18 protein-coding genes are annotated in these 25373 nt (G+C 38.6%); 10 read left to right on the plus strand and 8 right to left on the minus strand.

The window, feature by feature from the left end; translation table 11 throughout:
- Positions 1-573: 573 nt before the first annotated feature.
- The 7 genes from AA650_RS16890 (at position 574) to AA650_RS16920 (ending at position 9444) form a co-directional block, all read left to right on the plus strand.
- Positions 574-2574 carry a GspE/PulE family protein gene (locus AA650_RS16890; RefSeq protein WP_053539893.1) on the plus strand — a complete coding sequence of 667 codons (2001 nt, stop codon included), beginning with the start codon at positions 574-576 and terminating at the stop codon, positions 2572-2574.
- A gap of 64 nt (positions 2575-2638) precedes the next feature.
- Positions 2639-3739: a type IV pilus twitching motility protein PilT gene (locus AA650_RS16895; protein WP_053539894.1), complete on the plus strand. Its 1101-nt coding sequence runs from the start codon at positions 2639-2641 to the stop codon at positions 3737-3739.
- Positions 3740-3856: 117 nt separating this feature from the next.
- Positions 3857-5080 (plus strand): type II secretion system F family protein, encoded by a 1224-nt coding sequence (locus tag AA650_RS16900; RefSeq protein WP_039203041.1) that lies wholly within the window; start codon positions 3857-3859, stop codon positions 5078-5080.
- Positions 5081-5149: 69 nt separating this feature from the next.
- Complete coding sequence (locus AA650_RS16905; RefSeq protein ID WP_053539895.1) at positions 5150-6676, plus strand: thymidylate synthase; 1527 nt, start codon at positions 5150-5152, stop codon at positions 6674-6676.
- 19 nt (positions 6677-6695) lie between these two features.
- Positions 6696-6974 carry a DUF4351 domain-containing protein gene (locus AA650_RS16910; RefSeq protein ID WP_234413215.1) on the plus strand — a complete coding sequence of 93 codons (279 nt, stop codon included), beginning with the start codon at positions 6696-6698 and terminating at the stop codon, positions 6972-6974.
- Positions 6975-6983: 9 nt separating this feature from the next.
- The gene (locus tag AA650_RS16915) at positions 6984-7823 is read left to right on the plus strand and encodes a DUF2887 domain-containing protein (protein ID WP_053539897.1); all 840 of its coding nucleotides are present in this window, start codon (positions 6984-6986) and stop codon (positions 7821-7823) included.
- Between the two features lie 94 nt (positions 7824-7917).
- Positions 7918-9444, plus strand: coding sequence for a CPBP family glutamic-type intramembrane protease (locus AA650_RS16920; protein WP_053539898.1), 1527 nt, complete (start codon positions 7918-7920; stop codon positions 9442-9444).
- A gap of 512 nt (positions 9445-9956) precedes the next feature.
- Here the strand turns inward: AA650_RS16920 and AA650_RS16925 are convergent.
- From AA650_RS16925 to lepB, 8 genes are all read right to left on the minus strand, one after another.
- Positions 9957-11696: a R3H domain-containing nucleic acid-binding protein gene (locus AA650_RS16925; RefSeq protein ID WP_027401132.1), complete on the minus strand. Its 1740-nt coding sequence runs from the start codon at positions 11694-11696 to the stop codon at positions 9957-9959.
- Between the two features lie 45 nt (positions 11697-11741).
- Positions 11742-12896, minus strand: coding sequence for a circadian clock protein LdpA (ldpA, locus tag AA650_RS16930; RefSeq protein WP_053539899.1), 1155 nt, complete (start codon positions 12894-12896; stop codon positions 11742-11744).
- Positions 12897-13050: 154 nt separating this feature from the next.
- Entirely contained in the window at positions 13051-14544 is a 1494-nt protein-coding gene (locus AA650_RS16935; protein ID WP_053539900.1) for an L-lactate permease, read from the minus strand.
- Positions 14545-14880: 336 nt separating this feature from the next.
- Entirely contained in the window at positions 14881-15921 is a 1041-nt protein-coding gene (locus AA650_RS16940; protein WP_053539901.1) for an iron-containing redox enzyme family protein, read from the minus strand.
- A 22-nt stretch (positions 15922-15943) separates the two neighbouring features.
- Complete coding sequence (gene sbnB, locus AA650_RS16945; RefSeq protein ID WP_199924277.1) at positions 15944-16969, minus strand: 2,3-diaminopropionate biosynthesis protein SbnB; 1026 nt, start codon at positions 16967-16969, stop codon at positions 15944-15946.
- Between the two features lie 14 nt (positions 16970-16983).
- Positions 16984-18033 (minus strand): 2,3-diaminopropionate biosynthesis protein SbnA, encoded by a 1050-nt coding sequence (sbnA, locus tag AA650_RS16950; protein WP_199924278.1) that lies wholly within the window; start codon positions 18031-18033, stop codon positions 16984-16986.
- A 345-nt stretch (positions 18034-18378) separates the two neighbouring features.
- Entirely contained in the window at positions 18379-19164 is a 786-nt protein-coding gene (locus AA650_RS16955) for an MOSC domain-containing protein (RefSeq protein ID WP_053539902.1), read from the minus strand.
- Between the two features lie 104 nt (positions 19165-19268).
- On the minus strand, positions 19269-19925 hold the full coding sequence (gene lepB / locus AA650_RS16960; RefSeq protein ID WP_053539903.1) for a signal peptidase I: 657 nt from the start codon (positions 19923-19925) through the stop codon (positions 19269-19271).
- A gap of 282 nt (positions 19926-20207) precedes the next feature.
- On the opposite strand from lepB, the gene AA650_RS16965 reads away from it, so the two are divergent.
- The 3 genes from AA650_RS16965 (at position 20208) to AA650_RS16975 (ending at position 25371) form a co-directional block, all read left to right on the plus strand.
- Positions 20208-21530 carry a dihydroorotase gene (locus AA650_RS16965; protein ID WP_053539904.1) on the plus strand — a complete coding sequence of 441 codons (1323 nt, stop codon included), beginning with the start codon at positions 20208-20210 and terminating at the stop codon, positions 21528-21530.
- A gap of 529 nt (positions 21531-22059) precedes the next feature.
- Positions 22060-24627: a tetratricopeptide repeat protein gene (locus AA650_RS16970; protein ID WP_053539905.1), complete on the plus strand. Its 2568-nt coding sequence runs from the start codon at positions 22060-22062 to the stop codon at positions 24625-24627.
- Between the two features lie 3 nt (positions 24628-24630).
- Positions 24631-25371 carry a hypothetical protein gene (locus AA650_RS16975; protein WP_053539906.1) on the plus strand — a complete coding sequence of 247 codons (741 nt, stop codon included), beginning with the start codon at positions 24631-24633 and terminating at the stop codon, positions 25369-25371.
- Positions 25372-25373: the final 2 nt, after the last annotated feature.

Genomic DNA, 25373 nt, shown 5'->3' on the forward strand with positions numbered 1-25373 from the left:
TTAGCAACTACTTGCTATATCTTTAGTTGATTCGCCCAATTCCTGGTTTATCGAACAGAATTCAGGAGTCACCGAGTCAGAATCCATTCTGAATTCTGTGCGAGTGGCGGATGAATAACCGGGTTTAAGATCCCCACCACATCTAGGATTTGGTGGTCTTCAATCGTTTGTGGGTCTGAACCCCCGACTGATTGATTCTGACTCCTGAATTCTGACTCCTGAATTCTTCTTTAAATAGTTTACCTGTTTATTTTCGTTTACTATTATCTACCCATCCTAGATGCTTTTAACAGCAGAAATTTAACAGGCTATCAGCATTCGGCCTTCAGCATTCAGCGAGTGAGATAATTATGGGTTCAATCCCGTGTTTAGTAACACAATAGATGTTATATTAGTTACCAATATTTCAGTAGGATGTGATCTTCCTGTTATTTTATGGTGATAAATTGTCAATATAAAAATTTTTACATCAAAAGGTTGTTGGCTAGAATTTAATACAGTATCAATGAGAAGTATGTACCACCGTGAGGGAATACTTAAAGAAGAGATTCCCCTACCCTAACCCATTTGCTTATGACTTACTCATCACCACAAGGGCGCAGTACGGCGATAACTATCAGAACTGAGTTTTCGCCCTTTGCTAATAAACTAGTAGCATCTGGCTATATCAATAATGAACAAATGAGACAGGCTTTAGCTATGAGCCGCAAGACTGGCAAGCTACTGACAGAAGTATTAGAGTCAATTACTGACCGAAAATTAGCTCCTGAACAGGTAACAGCATACAAAAAACAACACTTATTTGAACTTAAAATTTTATACGGTATTGAGTCGCTTGATACTGAAATCAACGAAATTGATACAACAAATGTGGGGATGCTGATTCAAGAACTCATTCCTGTGGAGCTATGTCGTCGCCATTATCTAGTGCCATTGTCAAGACATGATGACCAACCGTCACCTTATATTTTAATGGCGATGGTTGACCCAGATAATTTAGAGGCTTCTGATGATCTTAACCGAATTTTGCGTCCTAAAGGTTTGTCTTTTCAGCGGCGGGTAATTACGCAGAAAGATTACTTGGGCATTATTAATCAATACTTAAATGAGCAAGCTGCCCGCCAAAAGACCTTAGATCAACAAAAAAATTATGATGTTAAGGGGGATTTAGACAATTTAGAAAATCTGGAAATAGAGGAAAGTAGTGATGATGATGTTGATTTAGATAAGGCGATGAAGGGTGCTGATGATGCACCTATTATTAAACTTGTGAATCGGATTTTGTTGAAGGCTTTAAGTGAGGGTGTTTCGGATATTCACATTGAACCCCAGGAAGAATATTTACGGATTCGTTTCCGTAAGGATGGGGTATTACGTGAGGCATTTGAAAATATGCCGAAAAAAATTATCCCGGCAGTAACAGCCAGATTTAAAATTATTTCTAATTTGGACATTGCGGAGAGACGTTTACCTCAAGATGGACGTATCCGCCGGATATTTGCGGGGAGAAAGGTGGATTTTCGGGTAAATACTCTACCTAGTCGTTATGGAGAAAAGGTTGTTCTCCGGATTTTAGATAACTCCTCTACTCAATTGGGTTTAGATAAGTTAATTACTGACCCAGAAACCTTAAAAATTGTTCAGGATATGGTGAGTAAGCCCTTTGGGTTGATTTTGGTGACAGGACCAACTGGTTCGGGTAAAACGACTTCGTTGTATTCGGCACTGTCAGAAAAGAATGATCCGGGGATTAATATTAGTACGGTAGAAGATCCGATTGAGTACAGTTTACCGGGGATTACTCAAGTACAGGTAATTCGGGAAAAGGGGTTGGATTTCTCGACGGCTTTGCGGGCTTTTTTACGTCAAGATCCAGATGTGTTACTGGTGGGGGAAACACGAGATAAGGAAACTGCAAAAACGGCGATTGAGGCGGCATTAACCGGTCACTTGGTATTAACTACTTTACACACTAATGATGCGCCGGGAGCGATCGCTCGCTTAGGAGAAATGGGTATTGAACCGTTCATGGTTTCCAGTTCTCTCATTGGTGTTTTAGCACAACGTCTAGTTCGTCGTGTCTGTTCTGAATGTCGGATTGCCTATAGTCCCACCATTGAAGAACTCGCTCGCTATGGTTTATCAGCTTCCCAAGAGGCTCAGGTGACTTTCTATAAAGCCAATATTATCCCACCAGAAGAAATAGTCAGCCGTAAAAATCTTTGTCCAAAATGTAATGGCATTGGCTACAAGGGGCGTTGTGGTGTTTATGAAGTGATGCGGATTACTGAAGAATTACAAACCCTTATTAACAAGGAAGCACCTACAGAAAGGATCAAAGAAGTGGCTGTTGAAGAGGGTATGAAAACCTTACTGGCATACAGTTTAGACCTAGTTCGCCAAGGTGCAACTACCCTAGAAGAGGTAGAACGGGTAACATTTACAGACACAGGTTTAGAAGCTGAATTAAAGGCTAAACGCAAAAGTGGTCTGACTTGTCGGACTTGTACAGGGGAATTACAACCAGAATGGTTAGATTGTCCTTACTGTATGACACCTCGATTTACAGATTAACCACACATTTTGAATTGAGAGTTTGCAGTTTTTTATTGTTAATTAACGGGAGTGGAACAAGACTATGGAAATGATGATTGAAGACTTGATGGAGCAACTAATTAATATGGGTGGCTCAGACTTACACCTATCTGCTGGTTTGCCTCCCTATTTTCGGATTAGTGGACATCTAACACCTATTGGTGAACATACCTTAACTGCTGATGAGTGCCAAAGGTTAATTTTTAGTATGCTCAATAACACTCAGCGCAAAACCTTAGAGCAAACCTGGGAATTAGATTGTTCTTATGGTGTAAAAGGATTAGCTCGGTTTCGGGTGAATGTCTACAAAGAGCGGGGTGCTTTTGCTGCTTGTTTACGAGCATTAAGTTCTAAAATTCCTAACTTTGAAAAATTAGGTTTGCCCGATATAGTTCGGGAAATGACGGAAAAACCTAGAGGATTAATTCTCGTTACAGGTCCAACTGGTTCTGGTAAAACTACTACCTTAGCGGCAATGATTGACCTAATTAATCGGACTAGGGCAGAACACATTTTAACGGTTGAAGATCCTGTAGAATTTGTTTATGAACCTATCAAAAGTCTAGTCCACCAACGCCAATTAGGGGAAGATACGAAGAGTTTTGCTAATGCTTTGAAAGCAGCTTTACGGGAAGATCCAGATATTATTCTCGTAGGAGAAATGCGGGATTTAGAAACAATTGCTTTGGCAATTTCCGCCGCAGAAACAGGTCACTTGGTATTTGGTACATTACATACAAGCTCTGCTGCACAAACCGTTGACCGGATTATTGACGTTTTCCCCTCAGAAAGACAAACTCAGGTGCGGGTGCAGTTATCTAACTCCTTAGTTGCAGTTTTTAGTCAAACTTTAGTACCTAAGAAAAATCCCAAAGCTAATGAATATGGTCGAGTTATGGCTCAAGAAATCATGGTGATTACTCCCGCTATTTCTAACTTGATTCGGGAAGGAAAAACAGCACAGATTTACTCAGCTATTCAGACTGGTGGTAAATTGGGAATGCAAACTCTAGAAAAGGTTTTGGCTGATTTATACAAAGCTGGAACTATTTCTTTTGAAGCGGCAATCTCTAAAACCTCTAAACCAGATGAAGTCCAGCGTCTAATTGGTGCGACAGCCCCAGCAGGAGCTAAATTGCGTTAACAGGTAATAGGTAGGGAGCAGGGAGCAGGGGGAAATGTTTACCAATTACCAATTACCGATTACCAATTACCGATTACCGATTACCGATTACCAATTCTAAAATTTTAAATTAATATTATGCCTACCTACGTTGCTCGTATTCGTGATTCTCAAGGAAAATCCAGAACTGAAAAATTTACCGCTGATTCCTTGACTGATGCTCGGACTAATCTTAGAAATCAAGGTTTTGTTGTTCAAGAGTTAAAAGAATCTCAAAGCTTGGCTTCTCGGTTTGATATCCAGAAAATTCAGAATTCCTTTGTTAAGGTTTCTGTAAAAGATAAAGCGGTTTTTTCTCGTCAATTTGCTGCTTTGGTAAATGCAGGTGTAGCCATAGTTAGAGGCTTGGGTGTACTCTCTGAACAGTGTGGTAACCCTAAACTTAAAGCGGCTTTAATTGAAATTAGTGCTGATGTTCAAACTGGAGTTAACCTCTCAGATTCCATGCGTAAACATCCTGATTGTTTTGATGGTTTGTATGTGAGTATGGTACAAGCTGGAGAAATTGGGGGTGTGCTAGATGAGGTTTTAAATCGTTTAGCTAAACTATTAGAAGATATGGCGCGGTTGCAGAACCAAATTAAATCGGCTATGTCTTATCCAGTGGTAGTAGGGTTTTTGGCAACTGCTATTTTTGTAGGGATGACAGTCTTTCTAATTCCCATTTTTGCCGCCATTTTCAAAGATATAGGTATAGAATTACCACCACTTACGCAATTTTTGATGGACTGTAGTTCAATATTGCGAAGTTACTGGTCTTTAGTGATTATTGGGATTTTGTTTGCATTATCGTTTGCCTATAAGCAGTATTACAAAACCCCTCTTGGTAGGTTAAATATTGATGGTATTGCTCTGAAATTACCTTTGTTTGGTGATTTAATTCAAAAATCTTCCATTGCCCGTTTTAGTCGGACTTTTGGTTCATTAACTCGTTCTGGAGTACCAATTTTAACCTGTTTAGAAATTGTGCGAGATACATCTGGAAACCAAGTTATTGCTAACGCTATTGATGCTGCTCGTGAAGAAGTTCAACAGGGGGGGATGATTAGTGTGGCTTTGCTCAAAGAATCGGTTTTTCCTGGTATGGCAATTCAGATGATGAGTATCGGTGAAGAAACCGGTCAATTAGATGGAATGTTGATGAAAGTTGCTGATTTCTATGAAGACGAAGTAGAACAGGCAGTTAAATCACTTACCAGCGTTTTAGAACCCGTGATGATTGTGGTATTGGGGGGAATGGTAGGGACAATTTTGTTGGCTATGTACCTGCCGATGTTCAAAGTATTTGAAAAGATGGGTTAAGGAAAGATTGAAAGATGAATGGATTATTATTGTATCCTGAATAAAAACTCAGTGAGTGGTTATCTTAATATGGGTCAAATCACCCAATTCTATTACACAGCACAACACAAACCAAACCAATTGATTTATGGTAGTGGTCAAACCGCAGTGATTACAGGATGGATGGTGAAACAAGCGATCGCTAAACATCTACAATCAAATGAATATGCTGTAATCGGACAGTTATACTCACCTACTAGAGGTATCAACTTACTAATTCGCAACTTATTGCTAAATCCTCATGTGCGGTATTTAGTTATTCTCAACGCTACCAAAGAAGATAAAAATGCCGGTGGTTGTCAATGTTTAAGTGATTTCTTCCGTCATGGTGTGGCAGAAAGTATTAGCGACGCTGGGCGAAAATCTTGGGTAATTTGTTCTCCTATTTCTGGTTATATTGATATTGATATTGATATCAATGCCTTGGAAAAATTACGCCATTCCGTAGAAATTCAAGACGCTACATCAATTGCTGATGCTGTCGAAAAAATTCAATATTACGCCCAAAAAGAAACCGTTGCACCTTGGGGAATACCTGTAGAATTTCCTATGACTACAATTGAACCAACTGTTTTACCAGGAACACGCTATGGACACAGAATTGAAGGTAAGACAATTGCTGAAACTTGGGTAAAAATCATTCATAGAATTAAAACCACTGGTACAATTAGACCCACTGGCTATGATGGTAAATGGCAAGAATTGATAGATTTAATGGCAGTTGTCACCGAAGAACCGGAGGATTTCTATTTTCCCGAACCCAATTATTTACCCATAGATAGAAGTTTTCTAGAAGAATATATTTCGCAAATTTTAGATGATGCACCCAATCGAGAAGGAGTAAAATATACTTATGGGCAACGTTTACGTTCTTGGTTTGGACGTGATCAAATTGAACAAGTCATTGAAAAATTAGCCAATGATATTGATTCTGCGAGGGCTGTAATGTCCTTATGGGATGCTAGTCAAGATGATAATGACAATCCCCCTTGTCTAAATCATGTTTGGGTGAGAATAGTTGATAATGAACTATCTTTAACTGCAACTTTTCGTAGTAATGATATGTTCTCAGCTTGGCCAGCAAATGCTATGGGATTAAGGGCTTTACAAAAGTATATTTATAATTCTTTGCTTAAAAGAACTGCTCATACATTAAAAATGGGGGCATTAATTACTATTAGTCAAAGCGCCCATATTTATGATGATTGTTTTGAAAATGTCGCCAATGTCATTTCATCTCAATATCTTAAAATATCTCAACAAAAAGACTATTTTGATCCTGCTGGTAGTTTTATTATTACTATTCAGAATCATCAAATTATTGTTGAACATACAACCCCTGGTTCTGGAGAAGTAGTTAATTGTTATTCTGGTAAATCTGCACATAAACTTTCCCAGCAAATATTCACAGATTGTCCGGGTTTACAAGTTTCCCATGCCATGTATCTAGGAGTGGAATTGCAAAAAGCGGAAATGGCTTTGTTAATGAAAGAACAGTTTATTTATGAACAGGATAAACCAGTAAAATTGCAGCTACATCAATACAGTCACCTCTAAGATACAAGAGACTGTTTTGGTGTCCAAATTTTCACAATTAAGCCGTCAGGAGATAGAAGCGATGTTTTTAGTCAGTGATATCAAGCAAACAAGAGTATATCAAGAAGCAAAGCAGGAAGAAGCAACGACCTTACTATTCCGTCAGTTATCCAAGCGATTTGGGAAATTGAGCGGTAATTACATCGAAACTATCAGCAATCTTACAATAGAACAACTAGAAGACCTGGGAGAAGCATTATTAGACTTTGTGGACATTACTGACCTGGAACAATGGCTCAAAGCTCACACAAACCAGTAATTAAAGGATATGCACACAGATACAATATTTTATCAAATATTCCTCACTTTTCATACCCTGTTATTTGAACTACTCGGTCAACCGACGGAAAATGCTCAAGGTTATAATTTCACATCTGTTGAAGTTAAAGAAAAAGCCTTTCGATTTGATGGTATTTTCATGCCAGATAGTTTGGAAAAACCCATCTATTTTGTAGAAGTTCAATTCCAAAATAAACCAGAATTTTACTGGGAATTAATCACAGAAATCAACATTTATCTCAATCAATACAAACCACAGCAAGACTGGCAAGCCATAGCTTTATTTGCTAAACGTAGTTTAGATGTAGAGGTATTAACTAATTATCAACAAGAATTAATTAATAGTGGGAGAATCAAACGCATTTATTTAGATGAGCTACCACCCGGTTCAATTGGTATGGGATTAATTGAATTAATTCTGAGTAAAGAAACAAAAGCACCAGAATTAGTTCAAAACCTCATGCAAAGAACAAAAACAGAGATTGTCAACAACAGAGAAAGACAAGGTATTATAGAGTTGCTGGAGACTGTCTTGGTGTCCAAATTTTCACAATTAAGCCGTCAGGAGATAGAAGCGATGTTTTTAGTCAGTGATATCAAGCAAACTAGGGTATATCAAGAAGCAAAGCAAGAAGGTAAACAAGATGAAGCAACAAACTTACTATTCCGTCAGTTATCCAAGCGATTTGGGAAATTGAGCGGTAATTACATCGAAACTATCAGCAATCTTACAATAGAACAACTAGAAGACCTGGGAGAAGCATTATTAGACTTTGTGGACATTACCGACCTAGAACAATGGCTCAAAGCCCATATAAACCTGATCTAAGCTACTTTTTTTAAATTTTAATTCTACCCTGCGGTACTGGCTTATAATTGCCAAGGGGCTAATGCTCCTGTACTTGTAAGTTCAAGGGGGATAGATGACAATTAAACGGTTGCTGTTAATTGGGCTAACTTTGTTAGCGATAATGTTGTCAGGGTTATCTTTATTAAGTAGCTGGCAAAAACCTCAGTTCCAGAGTCGTCTAGAATTGTACCAGACAAATATTGTCTTACAAGCTCAGGCATGGCAACCAGAAGACAGTAGCGACGAAAGTATTCAAACACTTCAAGAATCTATTCTCGGTGCTAATCCTAAGATGAGCGCGACAAAGCAATATCAAGAAGCGAGTGAATCTGTCAAAACTAGTTTAGAGGCGACTAATAAAAAATTAGTAAAACTGCAATCTTCGCCAGCAATTCCAGTTTCCGCAGAAGAAAAAAGTTTACAAAAATCTATCCAACAACAAGAAAAATTATTAGCAGAAGTAGATTTGCGGCTGGGAATTTTACAAGCACAGCAACAGCAAACAGACAATGCTATTAAAACTTGGAATCAATTACAGCAATCATCAAATATCAATTCTAAATATCAAGAAACTGCCCAAGTATTAAGCGGAATGTGGAGTCAACCTCCCCGGTTATTTCCTAAAGCTGAACAGCTAATTCAACAAAATTTAGATAGTTGGTTTCGTTCTACGGCGTTAGAAAAATTATATCAACTTCAACAACGTCAGGAAGCTTTATCCTCTCTGAAAATTGCCCAACAAGCAGCGGCAGCCCAAGCATTGTTAAAATTAGCGGTAATTGCGACTATCCCCACCTTGACAGCTTTTCTAGGGCTAATTCTGCTGCTTTTCTTATTGGTTCAACGATTGCTTAAAGGTCAAGCATCCATACTAGCTACAAATGGTGATTTAGTTTGGTCAACTCCTTGGAATTGGGAAATAATTATTCAGGTTTTTGTCCTCGGATTTTTCTTAATGGGACAATTATTTATCCCCGAATTATTATCTATTTTACCTATTCCTCGTGGTACAGGAAATGCCAGAATTGAAGCTTCTGTGGTTTTAGTTAGTTATATGTTAGTGGCTTTTGGTTCTTTGTCAGTTCTATATTTTTCCATTAGGCGTTTTTTCCCTCTTCCTAACAACTGGTTTCGCTTCAATTTCTTTGGTAATTGGGTTTTGTGGGGATTCGGTGGCTATTGCACGGCTTTACCGATTGTGGTAGTAGTATCACTGATTAATCAAAAATTGTGGCAAGGACAAGGTGGCAGTAATCCACTTTTACAAATGGCACTAGAAAGCCGGGATAATACTGCATTAGGCATATTTTTCTTTACCGCAGCTATAGCTGCACCATTTTTTGAGGAGTTTCTATTTCGAGGTTTTTTATTACCATCTCTGACTCGTTATACTTCGGTTTGGGGGGCAATTTTGATCAGTAGTTTGTTATTTGCCGCTGCTCACCTCAGTTTATCAGAAATACTCCCGCTGACAGCATTAGGAATAGTCTTAGGAATAGTTTACACGCGATCGCGCAATCTACTTTCTTCTATGCTTCTCCACAGTCTTTGGAATAGTGGCACGTTAATTAGTTTGTTTCTTTTAGGTGGTAATAATTAGGGTTTGCTGAAAAAGTTATCTGTGAGGGCTAGTAGTCTGTCAACCCGAAAATGACGGGTGAAGGCAAGCAGGGGGAGAAGAGAGGTAGGGGAGGTAGGGGGGTAGGGGGGGTAGGGGAGGTAGGAGAGGTAGGGGAGGTAGGGGCGCAGGGCCTGCGCCCATTCGGGAGTATGGCTAACGCTTATTGATCAAGTAAAACCCCTACTTGATGACATGATTTATAGCGGTTATCACGCTTGATGCAATATAATCGAGGGCGCAGACCCTGCGCCCCTACAGAGTTTGCGATTGGCTGACTGTATCTCACTCAAGTGCATACTGCTATATATATAGCTCAATATTGGGTAAATACGAAACTATATGAACAAGTTTTAAAACAAGCAGAAGAATAAATCAAAAATAATCGGTGTAAATCCTTAAATCCTGGACATCCTGATTCTCACAAATAAACAATAAAAAAATCCCCTGAAAAGATGTAAAAACAATCCTTTCAGGGGAAATTTATCAACAACCTACGCCGGGTAAATTCTTAACCGCCGATTAGGTTCGTCGCCAAAACTATCGGATTTGAGGCGATAATGTTCTACCAACTCATGCTGCATTTTTCGCACTTGGGAAGAACGGGGTAGTAACTCCACAGGCTGACCTTTAGGGATGACAATCTGCTCTACAGCAAGTCTAGCTTCCTCCAAAGCGTCCATTTCATCATCACTACCGTTGTGTAATAATAGTTGTAATTCTCGGTCATCGCCAATATCCGGATCATCAATATTCAGTAAGCGGCGGAGACTGCGAGTAATTTGGGGAATTGTACTGGACTTGATCACATGAATGGGTACATGACGAGCCTTAGCCATTTGTCTTAACTTAGCGTGATTTTTGACGTGCGATCGCAATGCCAAAATAGCATCTGCACTATCTAAGTCTTTGGTCAATATCACTGGCAAAGTTAGCACATTAATCACCTGTTCCAATTGGTGACGACTCACCCCATAGGGGTAAATATGCAATGGTAAATCTTCCCCATTGGGACCTGCTTGTTTACGGCTGGCAAAATCAAAACTTTCCGAGTAATTGAAAGATTCATCCAACAACCGGTCAAATTCACTGCGTCCCGTTGGTCTTTCTCTATCCAGAGATAAAGGTGGTAAAGCCACCATTTGTCCAGAAGAACGCCAACCATTAGGTTTAGCAGAGAGGAAAGATTCTTCCACATTAGTAACGTGACCATTACCATTGCCACCATTGACTACAGCCAACTGTCTAACAATACCAACCTTGCCATGATCATCAACAGTTCTAGTTTGTGGAGTAGGTTGACGACCACGTAACAACGTATCGACCGTATCAGCCACAGACTCATGAACTACCCAGCGTTGCCGTTCCAACATTTCCACAGCAATCTCAAAAGTAGGCGGAGCTTTGCGTTCCAAAACCGTCTTTTGCGAACCACGCCGTCTAGCCTCATCATCTCCCAGCGTCACAGCCTGAATTCCCCCAACCAAGTCCGACAGAGTAGGATTTTTAATCAGGTTTTCAATCTGATTACCGTGGGCAGTTCCCACCAATTGCACCCCGCGTTCGGCAATTGTCCGGGCTGCTAAAGCTTCCAGTTCTGTACCAATTTCATCAATGACAATGACTTCTGGCATATGGTTTTCCACAGCCTCAATCATGACTTGATGTTGTAACTCTGGCTTAGAAACTTGCATCCGTCTTGCACGACCAATGGCTGGGTGAGCAACATCACCATCCCCAGCAATTTCGTTAGATGTGTCAATAATCACCACTCGTTTATGCAAATCATCCGCCAACACGCGGGCGATTTCTCTTAAAGCTGTAGTTTTACCAACACCAGGACGACCCAGCATGAGAATTGATTGACCAGTTTCCACCAAATCGCGGATCATGGCAATTGTTCCGAATACTGCCCTGCCGACACGACAAGTTAAGCCAATAATCTTACCACTACGGTTGCGGATAGCACTGATCCGATGCAAAGTTTTCTCAATTCCAGCCCGATTATCCCCCCCAAAATTTCCAACTCGTTGAATGCAATCATCTATCTGTGCTTGAGTGACCGGTGTTTCGCTCAGATACTCCGCTGCATGGGGAAACCGAGCTTCAGGGCGACGGCCTAAATCCAAGACTACCTCAACTAAAATATCCCCTTTCGGATGATTCTCTAATTTTTCTTGGAGGTCTTGAGGCAAAATATCTAACAACTTTTGGAGATCTTCTGTAATCGTCATGCTTTCTATTGGTGACTTGACGTTTTTAGAGACATGGTTGGAGCGTTACTGCCCAGACTTAATCTGGGAAACGAGAGTATGGGCAAGCCTTACAGCCTCCCACAGTAATTCCGGTTCTTCTTCTAAGGGAATATTGCCTTGACTATCAGTGTTAATCACCTCCTTGTTTTCCAACTGGTCAAGAATGGGTGACAGCAATACACGAGCGTAACTACCATAGCCAACCCCGGCTATTTTGGATTTTGGATTTTGGATTTTGGATTTTAGATTGTGTTCTTCTAATCCAAAATCTAAAATCGGCAATCTAAAATCATTAAGCAGTCCCATTCCCCGCAATTTGGGAACGGTGTAGCTATTAGTGCCGCCTGCTAACTGCACATATCCCGGTAGGTTTGCTGTCAAAACTTTTTGTCCTAATTTTATTGTGGCTATGGTAGTACCATCACCAATATCACCACTCATAGAACGTCCATCAGTCTGCCAAATCAGAAACTGGGGACGGGGGACAATCAAATTGTAAATAGCTTGTAGGTAATCAATTAACCCTTCTCCATCGTTACAACTGATGGCTACCAATTTTAATTGGTCTACCCAAGGTGTCATTGCGTCCCATAACCGTTGGAATTGTGCCAACCGCCCTACTTGAGTATGAATTTCTATAGCTTCTATTCCAGTTGATATAATCAATGGTGCGATTGCCCCTGGCGTTGATACATAAGATTTTGTATAAATTATACCATAAGGACAGATAGGAATGCAACGGCCACATCCATAACATTTTTCAGAAATCACTCCAGAAAAATCATCTTTGGTATTGTTAAATAAAATTGCTTGGGCTGGACAAATTTTCTCACATGGTCTAGGACAATCACTAGGACAGTCCTGATAATTAAACTCAGCCTTCCGAAAATGCGGATCTTCACCATCATTGAGGCTGACCATCAACAAAGGCAAATCACCCGTAAAGGCAAAGCCTCGCTTCTGAGCATCATCTGTTAAGGTTTGTGCTACCAATAAAGCCTCCTGAGTAGCAGCAATGACAGCCGGATCTGCTGCCACATCTATACAGTCAGCACCAGCCAAAGTGTACGCTAACGTGAGATTTCTGACCGCAGGAAGATGTTGGAAACTGGCTCCGCAAATTAACTTGAACCAGTTACCGTGTTTTAGGGATTGTAAAGGGGCTAATAAATCAGTCACACTTCCATTATGCGTTTATTCCACTGAAAATAGCAGCCTGTCATCAGAAAAATTTAGATTTTTTGTTACTAATTTTTTATTAGTATATTTCGACACTACTGCCGAGAGTAATCATTTTCCCTGTTTCCGCTACCTCCTGAATTTCTCAAGTATATCAACGGCTCAGTATAAAACTGGTAGTCCAGAAACCTAATACAAGAGCAAGGTAGACAAAAAATGCCGATTTAAGTCCGAATGATACAAGTTGATGTTCGCTAACTACAGAGTTATGTTCAAAGTTTTTGGAAATAGTCATTGTTAATACAATGATTGCAGAGGAAGTAAATACGGCATATCCTGCCGCACTGTTTTGTACAGCAGCAAAAAGTAATCCGTTTTCTAGTGACTTACCTATATTGTGTTGAAGTGTCATCATTAATGCGTTTCCGCCCACATTAGAGCCTGTAATATTGCCACTAAGCATACCCAAAGCCGGAGTAATAAACATATACATTGCTTTGCTTTGGGAAATACTTGCCACAAATGAAGAAAACGCATTTAGCATTCCAGATTCTTGCATTAGCTGCGCCAGAAAAGCAAAAAGAAATAAGCTTAAACAGGCTGTTTTAGATTTTTGAATAATCCCTAAATGAGATATTTTTACTTTTTCCAAGGAAAACCAAGTACCAGCGACAATAGCTACAACTATTCCCGGACTTTTAAATATTGCCAGTTTAATTCGGGATGTTTCTAGTATAGCTATGGATGATAATAACTCAGAAACAGGTGGGATTAATCTTGATGCTAATATTAAAATAAGTAAAATAAAATAAGGAGTTAATAGTTTAAATAGTTCAAATAAATTTATTTTTTTAAAGGACGAGGGATCTGTTTTTTTGTGGTATCTAGTTAAAATAATTGTTGTTACTATACCCACCGTCAGTCCAGAGAGAACTCCTGCTAGTTCACTTAAGCCTAATGAACTAAAAACATATAGCATTAGAGATAAACCTAATCCCATTGTTATCGCCAGAATAATATTCTGCTTGATCCCTTCTATGCCATCAATAATATATGCTCCAATCAAACCGAAAGTTGGAAATACAAAAAGGCTGACTAATGCAGTAGTAGCACTTAGCTTATTAATTGGCTCTTCACTCAGAGATGAACCCACAAGAGTTGCAAGAGCCAGAGTTCCCCAGGGCATGATATTCATGCCTATAATTGATAGACGATATGCTTTATAATCTGGAAATAGACTAAAAAATAAAGGAATTGATAGAAAAAGTGACACACCAAACCCAGTTAGAGATTCAATAGCTGGAAGGAAAGCAATTAATAATAAAAGTGCTTTATGAGCCTTATTTATCGGAAATATTTTAATCATCTCAGACAGACTTTCTATTTTACCTTGCCCTTGTAGAACTGCATTTAAATATAAGCCTGGGACAATTACTAGGGCAGCACTTATTGTCAAAATTGCAGTAGTCAAGATAGCTGTAGATAAATTGCTTGAATTTAGGGTAAACCAATCTGTTGTCATGATTATGAGCGATCCAAGCAAAATTCCAGCTAAGGCTCCAGTTACTGTATTTCGTTTGAAAAATAAAATAACTGATATACTCAAAATGACTGGGCTTATTCCAATAAACGCCTTAATTGTATCCATTTTTTTCCTAAGTTTACTGTCGTTCTGAATTGTATAGCGGTTCCGACACAAAATCTAGTTTGTGTCCTATTGTTCTAACAAAGCACAAGGCTTTACTTTAAAGAGGTGATAAGCCAGCTAACTGAAAATAATTCCTACTAGATTCTTGAGTTGCTTGTCACTCCCTTAGCTCACATCTTGCACCAGAAAAACCTGATTTTATTTAAGCACTAAATACAAAAACTAAAACCCTTAAATTAGCGATAAAAACCTAGAAAAGTAATGTAACTTTCTTGAGACTAGATCGCCTATAACGATGATTTTACGGTGAGGTGCAAGATATGAGTTAGGGATTTGCTAAAAAGATTTTAAGTAGCTTAATACTTGTTTGTATTGTTGTAAATTAGCTTCGATTGCTTGGTATGCACCAATAAATATTTCTCTAATCTCTTCTAGAGTCAATACAGGACTTTGGTATTCCATTGCACTAATAACTTCTTTTGTATGATGTGGATCTATCTTAGTATGTGCAGAAAAATAGATTTGAATATCACTTTTGGTAAGACCGACTCGCTCTAAGCCGTTAATAATCTTGACAAAGTGAGACTCTACCCAAGCCTCAGTAATTAAGAAGTGTCCGTAGGCACGGAATTTATATTGTGGCCTGAAGAGAAGACTATTGAAGCTATTTGAACTAATCTTTGTAAACCACGGTTGTTTTTTACTTCTATATTCAAGAAAGTCGTTCCAACCCAACAAGCTATCAATCAGTTGACGCAACCAGTAAGTATGAAATTTTCGTAGATTTCCGTTGCCACATTCATCCCAAAGATTAGATGCCATGACTTTTTTCATGTTGCCTTGCAATCCAACAACTATAAGAGCTACTTCATCATCCACAATTTCATTGCGTAAGACTTCTAAACAGAGAAATTCTAAGATTGCTTCTTTAGATGCCTCTATTTCAATAAAGTCAAACAACTCGTGTGAGACTCCAGAGTTATTGATGGCAAGGTCTTTTAAATTACTAAACGCATCTTTTTGATTTGTGAAAAAAGATGCTTCAGGTATCTTAAGCCATTCATGAATAAAGCTAAATTCAAGTATCAACTTAGCTTCCTGTATAGATAATTCTAAATCAATATCAGAATTCAGATAGCAAGGACTATCCGGATAGCCGTAAAAATAACTATAAATTGTTCCGAGATGATCGTTAATAAAAGCACCATGACCCTCTGTATCATGTAAAAAATTGGCTAAAGTTAGTCTTTTTCCTTCGCGAGAATCATTCAGAAAATTTAGCAGTTTGATATCGAATTGCTTGAATGAATTCACCAGAGGCCACTGGTATTTCTGAAGTGGTGGATTTTCATTAACGATATTTTCAATTATTAACACTTTGCTTTTTCCTGTTGGTTATTTATACTCGTGTTGGTTCGTAAAAAAAATCTGGAATGGGAACAGTTATTTCTTCCAAGACTGTTCTTTGATATACATAGGAAGCAACAGCCAGATCGAGGATACCCATACCAAATGGCGAATATACTGTTGGCTTTTGTATATCTAAAGTGAGTTTTCCTTGAATAAGTTGATCGATAGTTCCTGTAACAAAATCTCGATTTCTAACTTCTTGCTCGGTAAGATGCAAGGATGTCGCAGATTTTAAACAGTGATCTACATCATCTACAATGTTGTTTGACTCAAGAATAATCTTTGATGATAAATCTCGCAAAGATAAATGCAAGACAATTGGATTGTGAGAGAAGACACTAATATCGTCAACATATGGCGCATTAGCAGTTGTAGTAAAAGTAATCAAATCGCAAGATGAAATCAGTTCTTCTTTGGTCGATGCGATTTTAACTTCCTCGATTCCTCTCTTTTGAGAATATTCTTTCATCGCTACACTGTACTCATCAACTAAATCAAACAGAACTAGTGCAGATATTGTCCAACCAGTATTAAGCAAAAATTTCAAGACATAACGAGAAATTAGTCCGCATCCAACAATCCCCAATTTTTTGACTGTTTTTGGTTTGATAAGATTTTGGGCTGCCAAAACGGCTGAAGCAGCGGTTCTAGAAGCACTGATTATTGATCCTTCAAGACAGGCTATTGGATATCCTGTTTCGTAATCATTAAGAATAATCACCGCAGATGCACGAGGAATTCCATGCTCGATATTCTTAGGAAAACTGGCAATCCATTTTATTCCTGAAATATTGAAGTCTCCTCCCAAATGTGCAGGTAAAGCAATAATTCTCGCTTCTGGCTTTTCTGGATATTTCAAAAAATAACTGTCTGGGTTTAGGGTTTTTTTCTCTCCATGAGTAAGATAGGCTCTTTGAACTAAATTAATTACATCTGCGTAACTATTTTGAAGTATTTCATTAACTATCGACCCGGAGATTACTGTGAAATTTCGCTCTATTGTGTTTATTTTCATGGTATCAATATTTATTAATTTCTTATTGACTCAAGGCAACTAGGAAAACGTTCTGAAACCCACTGATCGTCATAAATTGTATCTAGGTAGCGATCTCCTAAATCAGGGCTTATTGCTACTATAGTTTTTGCCGTATCAAGTTTATGTACATAAGCTTTGATACCTGCTAAAACTGTTCCAGTTGAACCTCCAACCAAGAATGTTTTTTTGCTTAGTAGTTCTCGACACATTTTTATCGTGTCTTCTTCTTTAACTACGACAATATCGTCAATCAGAGTTTTATCAACTAGTTCTGGTTTTCGACTTGTACCTAGTCCAGGAATGTATCTTTTACTAGAAAGTAAATCAAAAGTAACTGAGCCAAAGGCATCAACTGCAACAACTTTTGTTTTCAGCTTGTTATCTCTAACGTACTCAGCACATCCCATTAATGTACCTGTAGTACCCGCACCAATAAACAAGTAATCAATTTCTGGAAAACTTTCAAAAATTGAAGGTGCTGTACTTAAATAATGTGCATTTTTGTTTTCACAATTTGCATATTGATTAAGCCAAAATAGATTCTTATTCTCTTTAAGTAATCGCTTAATTAAATCAATTCTAGTATTTAAAAATCCTCCATTTTTATCTGGATTTTTAACAATGATAAGTTTAGCTCCAAACAACTTTATATATTGCTGATTTCTGGGCGAGATGTTTGGGTCAGTGACGCAGGTAAAACGATAGCCTTTAATTGAACAAGCTAGACTAACAGCCACTCCTAAATTACCAGATGAAGACTCAATAATATGGGTACGATCTGGTGATATTTCTCCTTTTTCTTCGAGAGCCTCTAGCATACGTATTGCAGGTTTTAGTTTGATAGACCCTGCTAAATTAAATCCTTCAACCTTTAAAAATAGATCGGCTTTTAAAGATAAGAAATTATTTAATCTATAAAAAACTCTGTCAAAAATAAGCTCCAAACAGTTTTCAGCAATGAAGGGAGATTTCATCAAATCTGATCGAGATGACTTGAAATTTCCAGAAAAAATTAAGGGTGTTTTAGTATCTAGTGGATTCATAAATCTTCTAAGATATCTAGATTAAGGAAAAGTTAAATTTCTGATAAGATCAGAATAAGTAAAAAAACTTACGTGCTGGTATTCAAAAAACACATGATTAACTATTAAACAATTATCATATTTATAAATCATCCCTAAGATTGATTTTTTATCATAAGCCTTATGATAGGCAAGCCAAACGCATCTAAATCAACGATTAAAAATCAGTTAAGTAAAGCAACTAAACTAAACGCCCCAACGCCGCACATCACATTGCATATTTCAACCTATCAAAAAAATCCTCTGAAAAGATTTAAAAACAATCATTTCAGAGAAAAATTTAGATTTTTTGTTACTAATTTTTTATTAGTATATTTCGACACTATTGCCCAGGGTAATCATTTTCCCTGCTTCCGCCACAGGAACTTTTGTATTTACACTTAATCTATAAAAATGATTAAACTGCGCTGTATTTACCCATGTCGGCATAGTTGCTTGACGTTTTTGCCCAAAGATTTTCTGAAAGTTTGGGTAAGCCTCCCCTGTATAAGCATCCCGCGTGGGGACTACACAACGTTGACAAGGGTTAATCCCTAAAAAGCGGACATCTCCCACCTGAAAGGCTACTGTTTCACCACTAGCAGCAAATAAGCCATCTTCCCAAAATGCTGGGACACCATCAATTTCAATATTGGCACGCATTCGCCGCCGCATTTCATCAACATTGATACCAGGAAACCATGATGCAACCTCTGTTAAGGTGGCTGTACTAATTACCGTTGCTCCTGATGAATCTGTATCATCAGGAAAACCCATTGTTGTATTTTGCTGTAATTGCACAGGAAAACCCAAAAAATCACTAACAACTGCGGCTAATGCTGGACGTTCTTCATCTAAATGAAAAACCTGTTCTGAATGTTCACCAGGAAACTTCAGCTTTATCAGCCTTTGTTCTAGGGAAAACTCAGAACGCAACATCAGGATTTGGGGATAACGCTTCCCATTGACAAACCTATTTTGTGCATCAACAAAAGCAAACTCTCGGTCATACTGAAGTGCGCCACTGGAGAGAATAGTTGCTTGTTCTACTTCTATACCATCCAGTGACTTGATTGGATATAGCAAGATCTTTGCTAAATATGGGGTTTGCACTTGAGTTATATAAAAAATTTACACTTCCTTTTTCATTCTGAAGTCCTGACAAAGGGCGCAGGCCCTGCGCCCCTACCTTCTGAATTCTTCTCTATGACATTGCTTTATGGTTGTGGAGATGAATAGGCAGGAGATTTATCAATTGCACCCATTCTATCGAGAGGCCAAAAACGAACTACAGCCCGACCAATAATATTACTACGGGGAACAACACCCCAACAACGACCATCATAACTGTTAGGACGATTATCACCGAGCATGAGGTAGTAATTTTGTGGGATAATTTCTGGTTGAGCCAAGAAAGGAGGCTTAAGTCCACTGCTGTTACAAGCTTCAACGAACGTTTGTGCAGTAGAGGATAGATAGACATCTTCCCGTAAAGGCTTGCTGTTGATATATACTTTGCCTTCTCTCAGTTCTACTTTTTCACCAGGTAAACCAATTACTCTTTTAATAAATGCTTCCCGTTCAGGATTATTCTGTATTTCTTGGGGCGGTAAAAATACTACTATATCTCCCCGTTCCGGTTCAGCAAATCTATACTTTACTTTATCAACAATAATTTTGTCTGCCTGCCATTGGTCCTTTACACCATGCAGGGTTGGTTCCATTGAACCAGTAGGAATCCAACGAGCTTCGGCGACAAAGGTACGAATTCCTAGAGCTAGAAAGATACTCAATATCATCGTTTTAACTAGCTCTACTATCCAGGAGTTATCGGGTTCTTGGCTAGAGTTTTTATCAGACGCTTGATTTTGCATGAAATTGTTGAAGTATGTTATGAGACTAGTATTGAACTCAGAGGGAGAGACTTGATATTATTAATCTTAACGAGATGGAGCAGATGGTAGGTAAATAAAGTAAAAAATCTAGTGTTTTTCTTTTATCAGCTACAAACATTCAGGTTTTTAGCTTTCTTAACTATAAACATTTTTTAACACAAAACCAAAATCGCTGATTCTTCGTGCCAATTAAGTTTACCTTAAAGAAAAAGTTATCTATCATCCATAAATAGTTCCTTTATCCTGAAAAATCTTAAATCCATGTCAAATCCACAAAGTTTACTGATTCGCCACGCTGAAATTATTTTACCCAATGGTGAGTCAATGATTGGCGATGTGTTGATAGAAGGAAGGCACGTAACCCAAGTAGGACAAGAAATTACTAATGCCACACCCACTTGTGAGATTGACGCACAAGGATTAACTTTGTTGCCTGGTGTGATTGACCCCCAGGTGCATTTTCGTGAACCGGGTCTAGAATATAAGGAAGACTTATTTACTGCCAGTTGTGCTTGCGCTAAGGGGGGAGTTACTTCCTTTCTAGAAATGCCGAATACAAGACCTTTAACCATTACTCAATCAGCTTTAGATGATAAGTTACAACGGGCAGCCCAGAAGTGCTTAGTTAATTATGGCTTTTTTATTGGGGCTACGGCGGATAATTTACCAGATTTACTTTCTGCCCAGCCAACACCGGGAATTAAGATTTTTATGGGGTCAATGCACGGAGATTTGTTGGTGAGTCAGGAAGACTCTCTAGAGGCGATTTTTGCCCAAGGAAGCCGTTTAATTGCTGTTCATGCGGAAGATCAAGCCAGAATTAAGCAACGAAAACATGAGTTTGCGGGGATTACAGATATGGCTGTTCATTCCCAAATTCAAGATAATCAAGCGGCATTATTGGCTACCCAATTGGCATTAAAACTTTCTAAGAAATACCAACGCCGGTTACATATTCTGCATATGTCAACCGCAGAGGAAGCGGAGTTACTGCGTGAGGATAAACCAAGTTGGGTGACGGCAGAGGTAACACCACAACATTTACTTTTGAATACTAATGCTTATAACACTATTGGTAGTTTAGCGCAAATGAATCCACCTTTGCGATCGCCCCATGATAATGAAGTTCTCTGGCAAGCTTTACGTGATGGTATCATTGACTTTATTGCCACTGACCACGCCCCCCACACTCTAGAGGAAAAAGCCCAAACTTACCCAAATACCCCTTCAGGAATGCCCGGTGTAGAGACTTCTTTACCTTTAATGTTAACTGCTGCTATGGATGGAAAATGTACTGTTGCCCAAGTTGTGCAATGGATGTCTAAAGCTGTCGCGGTAGCTTATGGTATTGCCAATAAAGGTGAAATCACTCCTGGATATGATGCTGATTTAGTTTTGGTAGATTTAAAAAATTACCATGAAGTTAAACGGGAAGAAGTTGTCAGCAAGTGTGGTTGGAGTTCTTTTGAAGGTTGGAATTTAACAGGTTGGCCTGTAACAACAATTGTCGGTGGTGAAATTGTTTATAATCATGGTCAGCTAAATACACAAGTTCGTGGACAAGCTTTAACTTTTAAGGGGTGACAAGGTAGATAAAAATCTTTGTAGATTGCGCTTAATTATTCGATTCCATCGGTAGGGGTAAAGCAAGAGCTTCATTGGTGTTAACTTAACGAGAAAACCCATAATCTCCAAAAACCTAACCCCCCTGCCCCCTTCCCTACCAGGGAATGGGGTTTTCAAAGCCTCTCCCCGCGTCGGGGAGAGGTTTGGAGAGGGGTCAATTTATACATTCAAAACTTTTCAAACATCCTCTAAACACTCGGAAAATTTATGAGTCCGTTTTAACGGACTTGAGCTATGAGACAGGGAATTTATTCCCTGGCGGTTGTGGAAGCCAACAGATCAGCTATTTTTAAATTAAGTTGACACCATTGAAACCCCTACACCTACAGGTTTTTTGTAATCTTACAAAGTCTATTTCCTAACCTTGTTTAGTATAATTCTGTTCCATTATTGTGGTTATTATGATAATATTGCGTATATGCTGCGTAAATTCTCTGTTTTAAATTAAGATTAAAGCATCAAATTCTGGCAAATATATAATATTATTATGCGAGATCGGATATTAAGTATTTTATTGCTCACCTTATCTCTAACTACCACACCCCAGCTTGTATTTGCTCAAAATAGTGTCCAACAGCTATTTAAACAAGGTGAAACAGCCGAATCTGTGGGTGACAATTCCCAAGCGGAGACGATTTGGCGTAAGGTTTTACAGGTTGAACCCAATAATGGCAAAGCTTATAACAATTTGGGTAATGCTTTACGACGACAGGGAAAACTACCAGAGGCTTTAGCAGCACACCAAAAAGCCCTACAACTCAATCCTAATGATGCAGAAGCCTATGTTGGTATAGGTAATGTCCTAAATGCTCAAGGTAAACAAGAAGAGGCTTTAGCGTTTTATAAAAAGGCTATCCAACTTAATCCTAAATTAGCTATTGCTTACTACAATCTTGGCATTGCCCTGTATGACCAGAATAAATTAGATGTGGCTGTTGCTGCTTTTCAAAAAGCTATACAACTTAATCCTAAATTAGCTATTGCTTACTACAATCTTGGCATTGCCCTGTATGACCAGAATAAATTAGATGGGGCTGTTGCTGCTTACCAAAAAGCTATACAACTTAATCCTAAATTAGCTATTGCTTACTACAATCTTGGCATTGCCCTGTATGACCAGAATAAATTAGATGGGGCTGTTGCTGCTTACCAAAAAGCTATTGAATTTGACCCCAAAGATGCTACTGCTTACTACAATCTTGGCTATGTATTGTATGAGCAGAAGAAATTAGATGAGGCCGTTACTGCTTTCCAAAAAGCTATTGAACTTGATCCTAAATTAGCTATTGCTTACTACAAGCTTGGCATTGCTCTGAGTGACCAGAAGAAATTAGATGCGGCTGTTGTTGCTTTCCAAAAAGCTATTGAATTTGATTCCAAATATATTAGTGCTTACAATGGTCTTGGCATTGCTCTGAGTGACCAGAAGAAATTAGATGCGGCTGTTGCTGCTTTCCAAAAAGCTATTGAATTTGACCCTAAATATGTTATTGCTTACTACAATCTTGGCATTGCCCTGTATGACCAGAAGAAATTAGATGCGGCTGTTGTTGCTTTCCAAAAAGCTATTGAATTTGATTCTAAATATGTTAGTGCTTACAATGGTCTTGGTAATGCACTTTATGTCCAGAAGAAATTAGATCCGGCTGTTACTGCTTTCCAAAAAGCTATTGAACTTGACCCTAAATTAGCTATTGCTTACTACAATCTTGGTAATGCCCTAAGTGACCAGAAGAAATTAGATACGGCTGTTGCTGCTTTCCAAAAAGCTATTGAACTTGATCCTAAATATGTTAGTGCTTACAAAGGTCTTGGTAATGCTCTGAGTGACCAGAAGAAATTAGATGCGGCTGTTGCTGCTTTCCAAAAAGCTATTGAAATTGACCCTAAATATGTTAGTGCTTACAATGATCTTGGCATTGCTCTGAGTGACCAGAAGAAATTAGATGCGGCTGTTGCTGCTTTCCAAAAAGCTATTGAACTTGACCCTAAATTAGCTATTGCTTACAATGGTCTTGGCAATGCCCTGAGTGACCAGAAGAAATTAGAAGAGGCTGTTGCTGCTTACCAAAAAGCTATTGAACTTGACCCTGAATACGCTAATGCCAACTACAATCTTGGCATTGCCCTGAGTGACCAGAATAAATTAAATGCGGCTGTTGCTGCTTTCCAAAAAGCTCTATCATTACCAGAAGATACTTCGGTAACGCCAACAACTGCCCATACTCTTGCAAATAATGGTTTAGGTTTAGTATTGCAAGACCAAGGTGAGTTGAAAGAAGCCATAAAATATTTTGACAAGTCAGAAAAACTCGACCGCGATTATATATATGCCCGTAACAACAATACAGAAGCACGTCGCTTATGGATTGAAAAAACAAATAATCTTGCCAGTGTAGATGATGATAGGCAATGGTTGCCCAAAAATGACCCAAATCTATCTGTTAAGCGTTCTGTGGTACGCATCACTGCCAAGTTTTCTACCATGCAGCGTCAGGGAATTGAGATTGGTACTGGTGTAGTTATCCAGCGAGATGCTAACCGGATATTAATCCTCACTAATCGTCATGTGATTTTTGATGGCAATGAACAGGGTGAAAATATTCAAGTGGAATTTTTCAGTTCACCACCATCAGACCGCGTGCGAATGCGACGAAATGCCAAACTATTCAAAACGACTTCTACAGAGGATGAACTTGATTTAGCTATTTTAGAAGTTACCGATAAACTGCCAGAAGATATCCAACCTTTATCAATTTCTAGTACCCTGACCCCCGCAATGCCTATTCAAATTATCGGTAATGATGCCCAAACAGGTGAAGATAAATCATGGACTGTAAAATCAGGAAAAATCAGTTATCAGAACCAACAATTAAAAATATCTGAAGCCGCACTCAGACCTGGTTACTCTGGCAGTCCTGTGATAAACTCAGAAAATCGCATTATAGGCATAGTTTATGCCCAAAAATCAGGTAAAAAGCAAGATTTTGCCTATCCTATATCTGTAGTTAAAAAACAACTATCCATTTGGAAAATTAATTTAGCCAAACAATGAGTTATGAATTATAAAATTCTGCTTGCCAGCCTATTAATTCTCAGCATTAATCCTCTATCTGCTGTTGCCTATTGTCCAAAAGGAAATCCCAGTTCTACAGATTATATCCGCCGCCAACCACCCAACCGTTGTGAAGGTGTCAAACTTGAACCGATAAGCGGTAATAGCTTGAGTTTAATTTCCATTGCTACCCGCAATATTGCCAATTATGAGAAAACCCTAACCTTACTAGTTCCCCGCATCAAGAATGGTAAAAATCCTCAAGTGATAGTCAAATCATTAGATGATAGTTATCACTATCAATTAGATGATTTACTATTATCTAACAATGGTGCAAATTTTGGCTTTAGCTGGGATACTTACGTTCTCAGACAAGCTAAGATACCTGCAAATAAACTTCGTGCTGTAGCATCCTATAGCCTGGGTTCTCAAAATGTCTATGTTCCCGTTACATTGGGAAAAACTTCTGGTAAATATGAATTTGTTTTTTATTCTCAAGATCGAGTCGAATTTACCAGCGTAAAAATCGTCCCTCTCACAGATAAAAAAGATCAAAAGCCTGTATATAGTACATCTCGCACTACCCCCAATAGTGGTGAAATTAGTTTTATATGGGATGGAAGTAAAGCTCCTACGGGACGCTATAAGTTACATTATATTGCTTTTATTGACCGAATTAATGAACCCAGCGATCGCATTGAAAAGGAAATTGTATTTGAACATAACCCAACTTGGTTAAAATAAAT

The sequence above is a fragment of the Anabaena sp. WA102 genome, from assembly GCF_001277295.1.
In the GTDB taxonomy this organism is placed as follows: domain Bacteria; phylum Cyanobacteriota; class Cyanobacteriia; order Cyanobacteriales; family Nostocaceae; genus Dolichospermum; species Dolichospermum heterosporum.